Origin of the sequence: Lentzea sp. NPDC051208 (assembly GCF_040682435.1) — a bacterium.
Lineage (GTDB): Bacteria > Actinomycetota > Actinomycetes > Mycobacteriales > Pseudonocardiaceae > Lentzea > Lentzea kristufekii.
Genome location: NZ_JBFBAW010000025.1, coordinates 13,776 through 28,524, shown reverse-complemented (window position 1 = coordinate 28,524; position 14,749 = coordinate 13,776). Strand labels below are relative to the sequence as shown.

Annotated in this window: 18 protein-coding genes, 3 tRNA genes and 1 pseudogene; 6 read left to right on the top strand and 16 right to left on the bottom strand. The window is 67.8% G+C overall.

What is annotated here, in order from left to right; all coding sequences use genetic code 11:
* Nucleotides 1–392: 392 nt before the first annotated feature.
* Nucleotides 393–782 carry a 50S ribosomal protein L7/L12 gene (rplL, locus tag AB0M48_RS39925; RefSeq protein WP_189160134.1) on the bottom strand — a complete coding sequence of 130 codons (390 nt, stop codon included), beginning with the start codon at nucleotides 780–782 and terminating at the stop codon, nucleotides 393–395.
* A gap of 56 nt (nucleotides 783–838) precedes the next feature.
* The gene (gene rplJ / locus AB0M48_RS39920) at nucleotides 839–1,393 is read right to left on the bottom strand and encodes a 50S ribosomal protein L10 (RefSeq protein ID WP_045309760.1); all 555 of its coding nucleotides are present in this window, start codon (nucleotides 1,391–1,393) and stop codon (nucleotides 839–841) included.
* A gap of 248 nt (nucleotides 1,394–1,641) precedes the next feature.
* Between rplJ and AB0M48_RS39915 the strand changes: the two genes are divergently transcribed.
* The 3 genes and pseudogenes from AB0M48_RS39915 (at nucleotide 1,642) to AB0M48_RS39905 (ending at nucleotide 3,131) form a co-directional block, all read left to right on the top strand.
* Entirely contained in the window at nucleotides 1,642–2,352 is a 711-nt protein-coding gene (locus AB0M48_RS39915) for a hypothetical protein (protein ID WP_363852719.1), read from the top strand.
* 55 nt (nucleotides 2,353–2,407) lie between these two features.
* Nucleotides 2,408–2,629, top strand: a pseudogene (locus tag AB0M48_RS39910) (methyltransferase domain-containing protein); the annotation flags it as partial.
* Between the two features lie 73 nt (nucleotides 2,630–2,702).
* Nucleotides 2,703–3,131: a hypothetical protein gene (locus tag AB0M48_RS39905; RefSeq protein ID WP_363852716.1), complete on the top strand. Its 429-nt coding sequence runs from the start codon at nucleotides 2,703–2,705 to the stop codon at nucleotides 3,129–3,131.
* On the opposite strand, the gene AB0M48_RS39900 is transcribed toward AB0M48_RS39905, so the two are convergent.
* Complete coding sequence (locus AB0M48_RS39900) at nucleotides 3,111–3,989, bottom strand: NAD(P)-binding domain-containing protein (RefSeq protein WP_363852713.1); 879 nt, start codon at nucleotides 3,987–3,989, stop codon at nucleotides 3,111–3,113. The two genes, AB0M48_RS39905 and AB0M48_RS39900, sit on opposite strands and share 21 nt — an antisense overlap.
* A gap of 84 nt (nucleotides 3,990–4,073) precedes the next feature.
* Here AB0M48_RS39900 and AB0M48_RS39895 point away from each other — a divergent pair, with 84 nt between their 5' ends.
* Complete coding sequence (locus AB0M48_RS39895) at nucleotides 4,074–5,054, top strand: helix-turn-helix domain-containing protein (RefSeq protein ID WP_363852711.1); 981 nt, start codon at nucleotides 4,074–4,076, stop codon at nucleotides 5,052–5,054.
* Between the two features lie 64 nt (nucleotides 5,055–5,118).
* Here the strand turns inward: AB0M48_RS39895 and rplA are convergent, their stop codons facing one another.
* The 12 genes from rplA to AB0M48_RS39835 all read right to left on the bottom strand — a co-directional run bounded on the left by rplA (nucleotide 5,119) and on the right by AB0M48_RS39835 (nucleotide 12,990).
* Entirely contained in the window at nucleotides 5,119–5,829 is a 711-nt protein-coding gene (gene rplA / locus AB0M48_RS39890; RefSeq protein ID WP_266043538.1) for a 50S ribosomal protein L1, read from the bottom strand.
* 79 nt (nucleotides 5,830–5,908) lie between these two features.
* Nucleotides 5,909–6,343, bottom strand: coding sequence for a 50S ribosomal protein L11 (gene rplK / locus AB0M48_RS39885; protein WP_030478269.1), 435 nt, complete (start codon nucleotides 6,341–6,343; stop codon nucleotides 5,909–5,911).
* An 87-nt stretch (nucleotides 6,344–6,430) separates the two neighbouring features.
* A complete protein-coding gene (nusG, locus tag AB0M48_RS39880) occupies nucleotides 6,431–7,228 on the bottom strand; it encodes a transcription termination/antitermination protein NusG (RefSeq protein ID WP_363852707.1) in 798 nt (265 codons plus the stop codon).
* Nucleotides 7,229–7,268: 40 nt separating this feature from the next.
* On the bottom strand, nucleotides 7,269–7,682 hold the full coding sequence (gene secE / locus AB0M48_RS39875) for a preprotein translocase subunit SecE (RefSeq protein WP_363852704.1): 414 nt from the start codon (nucleotides 7,680–7,682) through the stop codon (nucleotides 7,269–7,271).
* Nucleotides 7,683–7,719: 37 nt separating this feature from the next.
* Nucleotides 7,720–7,792 (bottom strand) — tRNA-Trp (locus AB0M48_RS39870).
* A gap of 236 nt (nucleotides 7,793–8,028) precedes the next feature.
* Nucleotides 8,029–8,436, bottom strand: coding sequence for a MaoC/PaaZ C-terminal domain-containing protein (locus AB0M48_RS39865; RefSeq protein ID WP_363852701.1), 408 nt, complete (start codon nucleotides 8,434–8,436; stop codon nucleotides 8,029–8,031).
* On the bottom strand, nucleotides 8,433–8,882 hold the full coding sequence (locus AB0M48_RS39860) for a MaoC family dehydratase N-terminal domain-containing protein (protein ID WP_363852698.1): 450 nt from the start codon (nucleotides 8,880–8,882) through the stop codon (nucleotides 8,433–8,435). The genes AB0M48_RS39865 and AB0M48_RS39860 overlap by 4 nt, the downstream gene beginning before the upstream one ends.
* Before the next feature lie 71 nt (nucleotides 8,883–8,953).
* Nucleotides 8,954–9,118 carry a 50S ribosomal protein L33 gene (gene rpmG, locus AB0M48_RS39855; RefSeq protein ID WP_015105301.1) on the bottom strand — a complete coding sequence of 55 codons (165 nt, stop codon included), beginning with the start codon at nucleotides 9,116–9,118 and terminating at the stop codon, nucleotides 8,954–8,956.
* 76 nt (nucleotides 9,119–9,194) lie between these two features.
* Nucleotides 9,195–9,267: transfer RNA gene (locus AB0M48_RS39850), tRNA-Met, on the bottom strand.
* A gap of 56 nt (nucleotides 9,268–9,323) precedes the next feature.
* Nucleotides 9,324–9,399: transfer RNA gene (locus tag AB0M48_RS39845), tRNA-Thr, on the bottom strand.
* Nucleotides 9,400–9,473: 74 nt separating this feature from the next.
* A complete protein-coding gene (locus AB0M48_RS39840) occupies nucleotides 9,474–12,080 on the bottom strand; it encodes an EAL domain-containing protein (protein ID WP_363852696.1) in 2,607 nt (868 codons plus the stop codon).
* Nucleotides 12,081–12,237: 157 nt separating this feature from the next.
* Nucleotides 12,238–12,990, bottom strand: a complete 753-nt coding sequence (locus tag AB0M48_RS39835) for a PhzF family phenazine biosynthesis protein (protein ID WP_363852693.1) — start codon at nucleotides 12,988–12,990, stop codon at nucleotides 12,238–12,240.
* A 15-nt stretch (nucleotides 12,991–13,005) separates the two neighbouring features.
* On the opposite strand from AB0M48_RS39835, the gene AB0M48_RS39830 reads away from it, so the two are divergent.
* Complete coding sequence (locus AB0M48_RS39830; protein ID WP_363852690.1) at nucleotides 13,006–13,839, top strand: GNAT family N-acetyltransferase; 834 nt, start codon at nucleotides 13,006–13,008, stop codon at nucleotides 13,837–13,839.
* A 141-nt stretch (nucleotides 13,840–13,980) separates the two neighbouring features.
* Nucleotides 13,981–14,190 (top strand): hypothetical protein, encoded by a 210-nt coding sequence (locus AB0M48_RS39825; protein ID WP_319989741.1) that lies wholly within the window; start codon nucleotides 13,981–13,983, stop codon nucleotides 14,188–14,190.
* A gap of 114 nt (nucleotides 14,191–14,304) precedes the next feature.
* Here AB0M48_RS39825 and AB0M48_RS39820 read toward each other — a convergent pair whose 3' ends face one another.
* A complete protein-coding gene (locus tag AB0M48_RS39820) occupies nucleotides 14,305–14,730 on the bottom strand; it encodes a carboxymuconolactone decarboxylase family protein (RefSeq protein ID WP_363852687.1) in 426 nt (141 codons plus the stop codon).
* Nucleotides 14,731–14,749 lie beyond the last annotated feature (19 nt).

Genomic DNA, 14,749 nt, shown 5'->3' with positions numbered 1-14,749 from the left:
CTGGGCAACGAGTTCGTTCGCGGCAGGTTACTCACCAGTTGGCCTAACGGCGGTTGCGTTCAGATAACGCCACAGAGCGTGACCTCGCAAAACGGTCACCAACACCTGGACCCATTGCCTGACAACCGGCATTTTCGAGACCGCTGTGACTCCAAACACACAACGACCCGCGAGGCCGAAGGCGAGCCGTCCGTGCTGAACGGGCTGAGCAGTGGGACCCCTGATCAGATTGCCAGGGGCCCTGGGGGCAGCACGCAACGCAACCAGGCCGCCCGCAAACCAGCCCACAACAGCCGCGCCCCAGAAACACAAAAACGGGCGCACACCCCCAAAGGGGTGCACGCCCGTTCAAGCACTACAAGGCAGAACGCCAGCCCCCGAGGGGGCTGAGATCACTTGACGGTGATCTTGGCGCCGGCAGCCTCGAGCTTCTCCTTGGCGGCGTCGGCGACGTCCTTGGCCACGCCCTCGAGGATCGCCTTCGGAGCGGACTCGACGAGCTCCTTGGCCTCCTTCAGGCCCAGGCCCGAGACGACCTCGCGGACGACCTTGATGACCTGGATCTTCTTGTCGCCGGCGGACTCGAGAACGACGTTGAACTCGCTCTGCTCCTCGGCCTCGTCAGCGCCACCGGCGGCGGGGCCGGCAGCGGCGGCAACGGCGACGGGCGCCGCGGCGGTGACCTCGAAGGTCGTCTCGAACTGCTTCACGAACTCGGACAGCTCGAGGAGGGTCATCTCCTTGAACGCGTCGAGCAGCTCTTCGGTGCTGAGCTTCGCCATGATCGGCGGTCCTTTCTAATCTCCCGCGCGAAAGCGTCGGGCGTGTCTTTGGGTGATCAGCTTTCGGCGGGAGCGTCGGCCTCGGCGGCGGGAGCCGCAGCGGCCTTCTTCTCCTGCAGGGCAGCGGCCAAGCGAGCGACCTGGGAAGCCGGGGCGTTGAACAGACCCGCGGCCTTGGCCAGGTTGCCCTTCATCGCGCCCGCGAGCTTCGCGAGCAGCACCTCACGGGTTTCGAGGTCCGCGATAGCGGTGACCTCGTCAACCGAGAGCGGGCGGCCATCCATGTAGCCGCCCTTGATGATCAGGGCCTTGTTGTCCTTCGCGAAGTCGCGGATCGCCTTGGCGGCGTCGACGGGCTCGCCCTCGACGAACGCGATGGCGGTCGGACCGGAAAGAAGGGCCTCGAGGCCCTCCACACCGGCGTCCGCAGCGGCCAGCTTGACCAGCGTGTTCTTCGCGACGGTGTACTTGGTGCCCGCGCCGAGAGCGCGACGCAGCGTGGTGAGCTGCGCCATGGAGAGGCCACGGTACTCGGTGACAACCGCTGCTGAGCTGGTGCGGAACTGGTCCGCAAGCTCAGCGACCGCCGTAACCTTCGTGGGCTTCGCCATGATCGCCTCCTCTCTGGGCTGGGATTAGACCGCCGGCCTGGAGAAGGTCCCGAAACAACAAAAACGCCCTCGCGCACAAGCAGCACGGGGCGTCACGCAAGAACTGAGCCTCGTCCTCCCTGCGCGGGCCGCCCGTGTTGCAACGGGGCCTTCGTTCTCCTCGCGGAGAAAACCTGCGGTCTTCGGTAGAACCATCCAAAACAGTACTCGACTGTGTCCTGCCGCTCCAAATCGGCATGATGTGACGTGTGACCGACGAGCCCGGCAAGGACCTCGCACCCCGCCAGCCGCCTGCCCCGCAGCCACCCGCCCCGCCGGTGGACCCGGAGCAGCTGCGGCAGTTCCAGGAGTTCCAACGGTTCCAGGAGTTCCAGCGCTACCAGGAGGCGACGGGCCAGGCCCCGCAGGCCCCGAAGCAGCCCGGCGGCAAGCGCTGGTGGCTCGCGGTGCTCGGCAGCGGCATCTTCTGGCGCGCGCTCTTCTTCCTCCTCGTCGTCTTCTCCGCGGTCTGGGCCTACAACCACTTCTTCGGCGTGGACGACCCCGGTGACATCGCGCAGGACAGCGGCGGCGTGACCGGCGCGGCGCAGGGCCTCACCGCGCCGGCCGGGCTGCAGGGCACCGTCGGCATGTTCTACAAGCACGTGTCGTTCGCCGACACGACACGCGCCTGCACGCTCTTCCTGCGCGACGACACCCGCCAGAAGTTCGCGAACGCTTACGGCGCAAGCGATTGCGCCGCTGCGGTCAAGGACCTGAAGACCAAGGTCACCAGCGTCGACAGGTACCAGCAGGTGCTGTTCCCGCCGGACATGCTCAAGACGCCGACGACCACCAAGGTCACCATCGACTCCTGCGCACTGACCGTCGAGGGCGGCCCGCGCCTGGGCTTGTTCGTCGTGGAGAAGGTCGGCGCCGGTTGGGTCATCACCGACTGGTCGCCCAGCACCTGTGGTTGATTGGGGTGCATGGCAAACGCACTGGGGGGTGCCCAGCCCCGACAAGGTCGAGTACATGGCGGACGCCGCCGAACTAGGCCGTGACTACAAGCACCAGCTCCTCGTCTCGCTCGACCTGAGGCCCGGCGACACGGTCCTCGACCTCGGCTGCGGCCCCGGCACGGACCTGCCGGTGATGGCCGACGCGGTCACGACGTCCGGCCGCGTCATCGGCGTCGACGTGGACCCGGTGATGGTGGCGGCGGCGAGCAGCCTGCTCAACTACTACCCGCAGGTGGAGGTCCGCCAGGGAGACGCCCACGCGCTTCCCGTGGACGACGGCACCGCCGACCGCGCTCGCATGGACCGCGTTGCAGCACGTCGAGAACCCGTCCGGCGTCCTCGCCGAGCTCCACCGGGCCCTGAAGCCGGGCGGCCTGCTGCGCATCGCCGAACCCGACTGGGACGCCCTGATCGTCGACGGCGACCTGGAGATGAACAGGGCGTTCAACCGGTTCGTCTGCTCGACCATGGTCCGCAACGCCACGATCGGCCGCCGGCTCGGGCGCCTCGCGCGGGAGGCGGGCTTCGAGGTCGAGGACGTCCGCGCGGCGACGACGGTGCTGCGCGACTTCGCCAGGGCGGACTACACCCTCGCCCTCACCCGCAACACGGAACGAGCGATCCGCGCGGGCGCCATCGAGCGCGAGGACGGTGAGCGCTGGCTGACCGATTTGCGCGACGGTGGCTTCCAGGCCTCGGTGACGATCTTCCTGCTGTCAGCCCGCAAGCCCTTGTGACCCCACGCCCAATGACTCGACGGCGCGGGCGAGGCTCTCCTGCCCGCGCCCGGCGTCGACCTGCTGGTCGACGAGCGCCTTGAGCGAGTCGAGCGCCGCGAACGGAACGCCCTGCGCCGCGGCCGCGCGGATGAGCATGGCCAGCCCCGTCTGGTTCATCGCCAGGCTCGACTCCGCGTTGCCGTAGCTCGCGCCGTCGATCTCCGCCGCGAACGTGGAGAGCGCGGGGTGCAGGTCCGTCAGCCAGGACAACAACATCGGCGTGAGCTCGGTGGTCTTGATGCCGTTGGTCCGCGCCAGTGCCGCCGCGTGCAGGAAGCCGCCGATCAGGCCGTACATCCCGACGAGGATCGCCACGTCGTACCCGGAGGCGCGGCCCGCGTCGGCACCCAGGAACGTGACCTTTCCCAGCAGCGCCAACTGCTTCTGCCAACGCTCGGACACGGCCGGGGAGCCGCTGTAGATGATCGACGACGCGTCGGTGCCGATCGTCTGGGGCACCGCGTACACGGCGCCGTGCAGGTAATCGGCTCCGTTCGCCTCGGCCCAGCCGGCCAGTTCACGAGCCTCGTCCGGAGTACCGGAGGTGAGGTTCACCAGCGCCCGTCCGCGCACGTCCACACCGCTGAGAACCCGTTGTGCCGCTGCGTGGTCGAGCACGGCCACGATCACGAGCCCACTGGCCGCGATCGCCTCCGCCGCGGTCCCGGCGACGACGGCACCGGGCACCTTGAGTTCGGAAGCCTTTGCGGCAGAACGGTTCCAGACCGTCACGGGGTGGCCCTCCCGCAGGAACGCCTCCGCCAGCGCGCGTCCGAGGTTGCCGAGACCCAGCACGGTGATCGCTTCAGATGTCATACGTTCAGCCTCGCCGCACGTGATCAACTCGACCAGTGACCGGAATGACCCCTTTCGCCAAATTCCTGCCATAGGCTGGATCGCATGAGCGCTGGATCAGTCGCCCTGGTCGTGCCCAGCGACTTCGGCGTCGCGGACCTCTACGAGCTGGGCATTCCCGCCGCCGTCTTCGGCACGCCGCAGCCGGACCTCGCCGATCCCTGGTACGAGTTGTGGTTGTGCGGCACCGGAAACCGCAGTCGCGACACCGTGCCGGGCTTCACCCTCAACAGCGCTCATGGGCTGGAAGACATCGTGCACGCGGACACCGTCATCGTGTCGTGGGTGCCGGACGAGGTCTTCGAGGAGAACGCGCCCGTCCCGCCCGAGCTGATCTCCGCGCTGCGCAGGGCGCACGACAACGGCGCGCGCATCGTGTCGGCGTGCGTGGGCGCGTACGCACTGGCCGAAGCCGGTCTGCTCGACGGGAAGAAGGCCACCGCGCACTGGATGCACACCGCGCTGCTGGCCGAGCGCTACCCGAACATCCAGGTCGACGCCTCGAAGCTCTACATCGACGAGGGTGACGTGCTGACCAGCGCGGGCATGAGCGCCGGCCTCGACCTCTGCCTGCACCTGGTCCGCCGCGACCTGGGCGCCCACGTCGCCAACCAGCTCGCCCGCCGGATGGTGGTTCCCGGCCACCGCCCCGGCAACCTGGGCCAGTACGTCGACCTCTCCGTCCCGGCCAGCGACGAGGAGGGCCTGACCCCGGTGCTCGACTGGGCCCGCGCTCGCCTGGACGAGCCGCTGACCATCGAGACCCTGGCCCGCCGAGCCTCGATGAGCCCGCGGACCTTCTACCGCAAGCTCCACGCCACCACCGGCACGACGCCGCTGCAGTGGCTGCTCAACGAACGCATCACGCGGGCGCAGGCGTTGCTGGAGTCCACCGACCTGTCCGTGGAGAAGATCGCGGCCCTGAGCGGTATCGGCACGGCGAACAACCTCCGCCACCACTTCCTGAAGCAGGTGGGGCGCTCGCCGAGCGACTACCGGCAGGCGTTTCCCCGGCACCAGTCCTGACATGCGAAAAGGCCCCCGGCGAACCGGGGGCCTTTTCAAGAGCTAGCTACCGAACCGGAGAGGCTCAGGCCTCGTCCGACAGCATGTTGCGCGTGCGGTTCGGGTCGACCGGGATGCCAGGGCCCATCGTCGTGGAGACGGTGACCTTCTTGACGTACCGGCCCTTGGCCGCGGACGGCTTGGCGCGGAGGATCTCGTCCAGCGCGGCCGCGTAGTTCTCGACCAGCTTCTCGGAGTCGAACGACACCTTGCCGATGACGAAGTGCAGGTTGGCCTGCTTGTCAACGCGGAAGTTGATCTTTCCGCCCTTGATCTCGTTGACGGCCTTCGAGACGTCGGGGGTGACGGTGCCGGTCTTGGGGTTCGGCATCAGGCCACGCGGGCCGAGGATGCGGGCGATGCGACCGACCTTGGCCATCTGGTCGGGGGTCGCGATCGCGGCGTCGAAGTCGAGCCAGCCACCCTGAATGCGCTCGATCAGGTCCTCGGAGCCGACAGCGTCCGCACCGGCGGCCTCGGCCTCAGCGGCCTTGTCACCGGTTGCGAAGACGATCACGCGGGCGGTCTTGCCCGTACCGTGCGGCAGATTCACGGTGCCGCGGACCATCTGGTCGGCCTTGCGAGGGTCGACGCCGAGGCGAATCGCGACCTCGACAGTGGCGTCGAGCTTCACCTTGGACGTTTCCTTGGCGAGCTTGGCGGCCTCCAGCGGCGAGTACAGCCGCTCCCGGTCCACCAGCTCTGCGGAGGCCTTGTAGGCCTTGCTGCGCTTCATTCTCTGTCCTTACCGTGGATCAGTTCGTGGTGATTGAGCCGCGCTCGGCTCTCCCACGCTTGCTAGAAAGAGGGTGTGGTCAGCCTTCGACCGTGATGCCCATGGAACGGGCGGTGCCGGCGATGATCTTCGCCGCCTGGTCGATGTCGTTCGCGTTCAGGTCGACCATCTTGACCTGCGCGATGCTGCGCACCTGCTCCATGGTCACCTTGGCGACTTTGACGCGGTGGGGCTCGCCGCTGCCCTTGTCGACACCAGCGGCGGCGAGGATGAGTCGCGCGGCCGGAGGGGTCTTCAGCTTGAAGTCGAACGAGCGGTCTTCGTACACGGAGATCTCAACCGGCACGACCTGACCGCGCTGCGACTCGGTCGCGGCGTTGTAGGCCTTGCAGAACTCCATGATGTTGACGCCGTGCTGACCCAGCGCGGGACCAACGGGAGGCGCCGGGTTGGCGGCACCAGCCTTGATCTGCAGCTTGATGATCGCTGACAGCTTCTTCTTCTTGGGAGGCATTGTCCGTACTTCCTGTTATTGCAGTGTCCGCGCGCGGCTCTGCCAGCCGCAGCGTGGCCGATCGGTCTTCCGGTCAGGGAAAACCGCTCAGATCTTGGAGACCTGGCTGAACGACAGCTCGACCGGCGTTTCCCGGCCGAAGATCGACACCAGGACCTTCAGCTTCTGGCCGTCCGCGTTGACCTCGCTGATCGTGGCGGGCAGCGTGGCGAACGGGCCGTCCATGACCGTGACCGACTCGCCGACCTCGAAGTCGACCTCGATGGTCGGCTTCGACACGGTGGTGGAAGCGGTCTTCTTGCCCTCGGCCGGCTTCTGCTCCTGCTGCGGGAGCAGGAACTTCAGCACCTCGTCGATCGTGAGGGGCGAGGGCTTCGAGGTGGCTCCGACGAACCCGGTCACGCCCGGCGTGTTGCGGACGGCGCTCCAGGACGCGTCGGTGAGCTCCATGCGGACCAGGATGTAGCCGGGCAGCACCTTGCGCTGCACCAGCTTGCGCTGGCCGTTCTTGATCTCGGTGACCTCTTCGGTCGGCACCTCGACCTGGAAGATGTAGTCCTCCATGTCGAGCGTGTGGATACGAGTCTCGAGGTTCGCCTTGACCTTGTTCTCGTAGCCGGCGTACGAGTGCACGACGTACCAGTCGCCGGGCGCGCGGCGCAGGGCCTGACGCAGCTCTTCGGCGGGGTCTTCGGGCTCTTCGTCGATCGGCGTCTCGTCGATCGCGAGAACGTCGGCGTCCTCTTCGGACTCGTCCGCGGTGTCCGCGTCCTCGGAGTCCACAGCCTCCGACTCGACCGTCTCGTCGACCGCGATGTCCTCGGACACCTCGTCGTCGATGAGGTCGGTCTTCTCCTGGGCGTCGACGCCGTTATCGGAGGTCACTGTGGATCTCGCTTCCTGATTGCAGCGGCAGCTGTCCGGCTCAGCCGAACAACTCGAAAACAGCCGCGCCGAAGCCGAGGTCGAGAGCCCACACCAGCGCAACCATGAAGACCACGAACACCAGCACGACGCCGGTGTAGGTGACGAGCTGCTTGCGCGTCGGCCAGATCACCTTGCGGAGTTCGCCGATGACCTCGCGGATGTAGCGGAAGAACCGCCCGATCAGCGAGGGACGCTTCTCCTGTCCTTCACGGGTCTTGGTCGGGCGACCCTTCTTCGCGTCCTCGTCCGAGGAGTCGGACTTGGCGACGCTCTTCTTCGACTCAGCGCTGCTGCCGTCCTTGCGGGCGGCCGGGCGAGAGGAGGCACGACGCTCACGTCGCGCCGCAGCAGTGGACGGCCGGACAGCGCCTTCGCGCTCCTCCGGCTGGTCCTGCTCGCGGCCCTCGACCATGCCGTGCCTCCACTCCACCCATGACGCGCTTCGACAGCAGGGGCGACAGGACTTGAACCTGCAACCTGCGGTTTTGGAGACCGCTGCTCTGCCAGTTGAGCTACACCCCTTTGAGATCCCGAGTGGGATCCCCTGGCCAAGCAGGAAGTGTACGGTAACCTGCCCCGTCCATTCCAACCAGACCGCTCAAGCACTTGCCGAGCGGCCTGTCGCACAGCCTACCCATATGCGAGCCGAGAACACGAATCAGGGTCGTGCAACTGCGGTGCCACACCGGCTCGAATCTCCCGTGAACACCGCAAACACCACCGGACCGCGTCGCCCGGTGGTGTTCTTGATCACAAGATCAGCCGACCCGCACGCGCGCGAAGGCACCCGTCAACACCGACTTGCCGTCAAAAGCCGCGTTGATGTTGACCTTCACAGTTCCGTCCTCGAAGGCCTTGGTGACCTTCGCGGTCACCTCGACGAGCGCGCCCTCGTCGTCGTTGGGCACCACGACGGGCCGGCCGAAGCGGCAGCCGTACTCGACGATCGCGCCGGGGTCGCCGAGCCACTCCGTGACGATCCGCGAGGCCACGGCCATGGTCAGCATGCCGTGCGCGATCACGTCCGGCAGGCCGACGTCCTTCGCGGTCTTCTCGTTCCAGTGGATCGGGTTGAAGTCCAGCGAGGCGCCCGCGTAGCGCACCAGGTCGTCGCGCCTGAGGCGCACGGACAGCGCCGGCAGTTCGGTGCCAACCTCGTACGTCACGCGTCTTCTCCCCTCACGACGAGCATCGACTTGGCGGTGGTGACGGGCTCGCCGCCGACCGTGCTGATCTCCGTCCGCACGGTCACCATGTCGTTGCCCATGCGGGACGTGATGGCGTCGATGTGCGCCACGCACACGAGCTGGTCGCCCGCGGTGATGGGCCGGTGGTGGACGAAGTTCTGGTCGCCGTGCACGACGCGGCTGTAGTCGAGCTGCAGCTCCGGGTCGAACATGACCGTCTCGTTGGTCTTCATCGACACGACGATCGCGAACGTCGGCGGCGCGATGACGTCCCTGTGCCCCAACGCCTTCGCGGCTTCGGCGTCGCGGTAGGCCGGGCTGGTCGCGCCGATGGCGTCGGCGAACTCGCGGATCTTCTCGCGGCTCACGTCGTAGGGCTGCGACGGCGGATAACTACGTCCGGTGAAAGCGGGGTCGAGAGGCACCGAAGGAGCCTATATGCGACGAGGCCCGCCCCACGGTGTGGGACGGGCCTCGTCGAAGACTGGTTACGCGCTCAGCGGGTTTCCTTGTGCGCGCGGTGCGTCTTGCAGTTCGGGCAGAACTTCTTGATCTCCAGGCGGTCCGGGTCGTTGCGCCGGTTCTTCCTGGTGATGTAGTTCCGGTGCTTGCACTCCTCGCACGCGAGGGTGATCTTGGGGCGTACGTCGGTTGCAGCCACGGTCCTTGCCTTCCTGAGAGCACACGGGCCCCGAACACCCAGTACGGGCTTACCGCCTGGCGGGGATCTTGTGAAGTAGCGGTGGCCGGACTTGAACCGGCGACACAGCGATTATGAGCCGCTTGCTCTACCAACTGAGCTACACCGCTTTGACACAACCTTCAACACAACTACAAGCCGCAGCGCTCAGCACTGCGGCCAGTAGTGGAGCCCCTTTACGGAATCGAACCGTAGACCTTCTCCTTACCATGGAGACGCTCTGCCGACTGAGCTAAAGGGGCTTGCTCTTTCGTTCTTGCCGAGCGAGGAGAACTCTACAACACGCGGCAACCAAGAACGAAATCCGGGGGTCCTCTTAGTGGACCAAGGTGAGCACCGTCTCATCGCGAGCACCCCTGACCTGCACCGTTCGGGCTCGCAGCCAGGCCTCGAAGCGATCTTCGGACAGCGGCCGGGAGATCAGGTAGCCCTGAGCGACGTCGCAGCCCATGCCCACCAGCTGGTCGCGCGCGGCGTCGTCCTCGACGCCCTCCGCCACGACCACGAGACCGAGCGAGTGGCCGAGCTCCACGATCGACCGGACCACGGCCATGTCGCCGAGGTCCGTGCCCATGCCGAGCACGAACGACTTGTCGATCTTCACCTCGTCCACCGGCAGCTGGCGCAGGTAGGCCAGCGACGAGTAGCCGGTGCCGAAGTCGTCGACCGCCAGCACGACGCCGATCGCGTGCAGGCGCCGCAGCACCGGCAAAGCGCGCTCGGGATCGGCCATGACGCCCGACTCGGTGAGCTCGAAGGTCAGCAGACCCGACGGCACGTCGTGGCGCTCCAGGGCGGCCTCGACGCGGTTCGGGAAGTCCTCGTCGCCCAGCGTCCGCACGGAGAGGTTCACCGCGATGGACATCCGCAGGCCGCGGTCGAGCCAGCGGCGCACGCGTTCCAGCGCGCGGTCCATCACGAAGTCCGTCAGCACGTCCACGAGACCGGTGGCCTCGACGGCCGGCACGAACTCGTCCGGGTCGACGCGGCCGAACTCCGGATGTGTCCAGCGCACCAACGCTTCCGCGCCCACGACCTGACGTGAGGGCAGGGCGACCTTCGGCTGGTAGTGCACCGAGATCTGCCCGGTCTCGACGGCCTGGCGGAACTGCGTCACGAGCTGGAAGCGGCGCAGGAACAGGTGGCCCATCGACGGCGCGTAGGCCTTCACGGGCGTGCCCTCGGACGTCGCACGCACGGCGACATCGGCCCGCTGCAGCAACACGTCGGGGTCCGGGTCCTCGGTCTCGGAGTCCGCTTTGGACGCGTACCCCACGACCGCGGAGGCCTCGACGGTCAGGCGGTCGACCGGGTACGGCACGGAAAGCCCGGCGCGCAACCGTTCCGCGGTCTCGTGGGCGGTCTCAGCGCGCTCGTCGTCGAGGTACGCGGCGAACGCGCCACCCTCCAGGCGCGCCAGCGGCACGTCCGCTCCGAGGGCGTCGCGCAGCCGGCGTCCGGCGGCCACGACCATGCGGTTGCCCCAGGCCTGGCCCAGCGCGTCGGAGACCGTCGACAGGATGTCGAGGTCGATGCGCAGCACCACTGCCTTCTGGGACTCGCGCAACGGCTCCGCGCACGCCTCGCGGAGGCCCGCGCGGTTCAGCAGGCCGGTCAGCGGGTCGTGGTAGGCGTCGTGGCGCAGGCGGGCGAGCAGGCGGCGGTTGTCGACGGCCGTCGCGAGGTGTGAGGCCAGCGTGCGCAGCAGCTGGATGTCCGCCTTGCCGAAACCGCGCCAGCGCGAGAGCCGGTCGTGCGCCTCGACGGCACCGAGCAGCTGGGTCGCGCCGCGCAACGGGACGACCAGGGCTTCCTGCGCGTCGCGGCGCAGCAGTGCCTCGGTGACGTCCTCGGTCGCGTCGGCCACGCGGTAGTAGCGGACGTGCGTGCCCGGCAACTGAAGTACGGGGTCTTCGCGCACGGCACGGGGGTCCGTCGCGGTCATCTCGTCGGGCAGCGGTTCGCCGGCGACGAGGGTGATCATGGCTTCCTGCGGGTCGGTGCGCAGGCGCAGCACGACCCTGTTCGCGTTGAGCTGCTCGCGGATGCGTTCCGCGATGAGCTGCCACTCGTCCTCTTCGACGCCCGAGGTGAGGTCGTCGTCGGGCTGGCGCGGGCCGGTGCCGTGTTGTCCCGACCTCGCGACGCGGAGGCTGACCTCGCTCAACGCCTCCAGGTCGCGCTGTTCGCGCAGCAGCCCGGAGTAGGCGAAGTAGGTGGCCACGATGCCCGCGAGCACCAGGATGATCAGGGCGGCGCCCCACGGCGTGGTGGCGACGATCTGGTAGCCGACGAGGCCGGCCGAGGTGTTCAGCAGCGCGACGACCAGCGTCTGCAGCACGAGACGGACGCTGTTGCCCACGCGCATCGACTTGCCCATGAGACGCAACGCGCAGAGGCCCAGCACGCTCGCGAGAAGCGGCACGGTGATCGTGCCGACGAAAGCTCCGGCCCAGAACGGACCGCCCGCGCCGATCATCCGGTTCACGGCCTCCGCAGCGGCGAACGCCACGGAGATCTCCATGAACATGAGGCCCGCGTTGTAGACGGCCCGGTCGAGGATGCGCCTGCCGAGCAACGTTCCCACGCCGGCGACCACGTGCGCGGCGAGCACGATCTCGAACGGGGCAACCAGCAGGCCCAGGACCAGCGGGATCTCGGTGAAGGAGATCGTCCACGCGACGCCGCTGCGGACGTCGACGTTGATCGCGAGCTGTTCCGCCAGCAGGAAGCCGACGACGAGAAGGGGGCCGATCCAGAAGAGGGAGGTGGTCTCCTTCTCCGGGAGCCAGGCCGCGACCATGCCCGCGCAGGCGACGCCGGCCACCAGGAGGGTGACGGCGAACGCGCTGAACGCGCGGTTGGTCGACTTGGCCGACCAGGCGGCCGAGTCCGACACGGGGGCCGACGCTCGGTCGGACATCCAGCCTCCTCGTCGGCCTGGGTGGGGGACCTCTAGGCGTGACTGAGGGGTCCCGCACTTCGCGATCAGGACCCCTCCAGGGGCACCAATGTACCCCGCTCGGGGGACGAAATGGCAGGTCGAGCACCCCTAGTGACTTTGATTCACCCAGACGTGACTACACGTTCAGCTGTCCCCGGAGCACCGTCACGGCCTGCCCCGAGAGCAGTACGCGATCTTGGGCGAGGGTCGTCCTGACGAACCCCCCGCGCGGCGACGCCTGCTCCGCCAGCAGGTCAGCGCGCTGAAGCCGAGACACCCAATAGGACGCAAGGGTGCAGTGGGCCGATCCGGTGACGGGGTCCTCCGGGATGCCGACGGCCGGGTAGAAGCACCGGCTGACGATGTCCGCGTCGCCGTCTCCGACCGCCGTCACGATTACTCCGCGTGACTGGATTTGTGCCAGTGCTTGGACGTCGGGTCGCAAGGAACGGACTTCCGCCGCGCTTTCCAACTCGATCAGGAAGTCGAACCGCCCGCGCGACACGGACTTGATCGTCGCATGTGGCAGCGCTTCCGCTAGACCGATTGGCGGGTCAGTCAACTCTGGGGGGTCCGCCGGGAAGTCCATCCGGATCCACCCATCGTCATTTGCGCATGTGAGCACCCCACTACGCGTGGTGAACGCCTGCTCTCCGCCCAGCACGTGCGCGGTGGCGAGGGTGGCATGCCCGCAGAGGTCGACCTCGACCTCCGGCGTGAACCAGCGGAGGTGGTTGTCCGGGGTGACGAAGGCCGTCTCGGCGTGCTTCATCTCGGCGGCGACGTGCTGCATCCAGGCGTCGTCGCGCGGTTCGGTGAGGAGCACGACTCCGGCGGGGTTGCCCGCGAAGGGCTTGCTGGTGAACGAGTCCACGACGTAGATCTCCACCCGACCGACCCTGCCATGGTCAGATGGGGTGTGAGCGAGATCTTCTCCTACCGCGAGACCGACCCCGACTCCCTGCTCCCGACCTGGGGCCCCCTGCGCACGCACGGCCTGACCTGGCAGCCGGGCTGGGACCTGCCGGCGTTGCTCGACGAGTGGGACGCCCGCCTCACCGGCCTGGACGACCCGGACACCGCGGCGATCGTGCAGCTGCCCAGCCACGAGACGGGCGACGCGCGGACGTTGATCGACCGGGGATTCGCGCCGCTCACGGTGGTGGCCGAACGCCTCGCCGGCCGTTCGCCGGCGCCGAGGCCGTCCGGCGTGAGCATCCGCGCCGCCACGGCCGCGGACCTGGACGCCGCCGTCGAACTGAACCTGCACACCGTCCGGTACGACGCCCAGTTCGGTCTGGTGACCGAGCGCCCGAACACCGTCGAACACCTGCGCACGGCGCTGGCCGAGGTGCTCGGCCGCGATCACGAGGCGATGTGGCTGGCGCTCAGCGGCGACACGCCCGTCGGCATGATCTACGTCGACATGCCGCGGGAGGCGGGATGGATGGAGAAGTACGCGTCGGCGCGGCCGTTCGCCTACCTCGGTCATCTCGGCGTGCGGCCGGATGTGCGGGGCACGGGTGCGGGCAGCGCTCTGGCAGCTCACGCGCACGGCATCCTGGACGCGGCCGGAGTGGCATCGACCCTGCTGCACCACGCGTTGCCGAACCCGCGCTCGACGCCGTTCTGGTACTCGCAGGGCTACCGGCCACGCTGGACGCTGTGGGTTCGCCGCCCCGCGCTGCGCTCTTCCTCCGGCGTGTCGGCGCAACCCGATCGGCCTAGTGAGACATGATCTACCCGTTCACACAAGCGAAGAACCCGAACGAACCCGTACTTGTGGAACGAATCCGGACTCTATTCCGACAAAGGGGATAGCGGATTCGGACACCACACCTGGGGGGTCGAGATGGAACTCAGCGGTAGAGCGAGAGCGATGCTGCGGGCTGTCGCCGCAGGACGTGCCGAGGTGACCGGCGGCACGGAGCCCGACCTGTACGTCGACGGGCTGCCCTGTTGCGACCGCATGGCGACGCACGACCTCGTGCACGCGGGACTGCTGCGCCCTTCGCAGCCGACGAGCTTCGGCCTTCGCGTCTGCGCGGAACTGACCGACGACGGCCGGGCGGCACTCGCCGCGATTTGATCCGCGTGTTGATCGCCCAGTGATCGAACATCTGTTCGACATGGGGTAGGCTCCGCGCTGAGGCCGGCACGCAAGAGAGAGGAAGCTCTTGCGCGCCGGCTTCAACCTTTTTGCTCAGGCCACCTTCTGCGCCGTGGCCACGTTCATGCGGTTCCACAGGTTGATCGCGCCGATGGCGATCACGAGACCGGCGAGCTGCTCCTCGGTGTAGTGCTTCGCCGCCTCGTCCCACACTTCGTCGCTCACATGAACGTGCGTGATCTGCTCCGCGAGCGCGAACCCCGCCTTCTCGGCGGCGGTGTAGTACGGCACGTCCCGCCACCCCGCGACGGCGTAGACCTTCTCGTCCGCCACCTTCGCCTCACGCAGCAGCTTGGTGTGGTAGTCGATGCACGTGCCGCAGCCGTTCATGATGCTGACGCGCAGGCAGATCAACTCGACGTAGTCCTTGTCCAGACCCGTCTTCCCGGCTGCCTCCGACAGGTCCAGCAGGGCCTTCATCGCGCCGGGCACGGACATGATCGGGTTGGCGATCCTCATCTTCGTTCTCCTTCGTCGT

Coding starts and splice junctions, on each gene's coding strand:
- rplL (WP_189160134.1), bottom strand. CDS start 782: ATGGCGAAGCTCAGCACCGAAGAGCTGCTCGACGCGTTCAAGGAGATG.
- rplJ (WP_045309760.1), bottom strand. CDS start 1,393: ATGGCGAAGCCCACGAAGGTTACGGCGGTCGCTGAGCTTGCGGACCAG.
- AB0M48_RS39900 (WP_363852713.1), bottom strand. CDS start 3,989: ATGACATCTGAAGCGATCACCGTGCTGGGTCTCGGCAACCTCGGACGC.
- AB0M48_RS39895 (WP_363852711.1), top strand. CDS start 4,074: ATGAGCGCTGGATCAGTCGCCCTGGTCGTGCCCAGCGACTTCGGCGTC.
- rplA (WP_266043538.1), bottom strand. CDS start 5,829: ATGAAGCGCAGCAAGGCCTACAAGGCCTCCGCAGAGCTGGTGGACCGG.
- rplK (WP_030478269.1), bottom strand. CDS start 6,343: ATGCCTCCCAAGAAGAAGAAGCTGTCAGCGATCATCAAGCTGCAGATC.
- secE (WP_363852704.1), bottom strand. CDS start 7,682: ATGGTCGAGGGCCGCGAGCAGGACCAGCCGGAGGAGCGCGAAGGCGCT.
- AB0M48_RS39840 (WP_363852696.1), bottom strand. CDS start 12,080: ATGTCCGACCGAGCGTCGGCCCCCGTGTCGGACTCGGCCGCCTGGTCG.
- AB0M48_RS39830 (WP_363852690.1), top strand. CDS start 13,006: ATGGTCAGATGGGGTGTGAGCGAGATCTTCTCCTACCGCGAGACCGAC.
- AB0M48_RS39825 (WP_319989741.1), top strand. CDS start 13,981: ATGCTGCGGGCTGTCGCCGCAGGACGTGCCGAGGTGACCGGCGGCACG.
- AB0M48_RS39820 (WP_363852687.1), bottom strand. CDS start 14,730: ATGAGGATCGCCAACCCGATCATGTCCGTGCCCGGCGCGATGAAGGCC.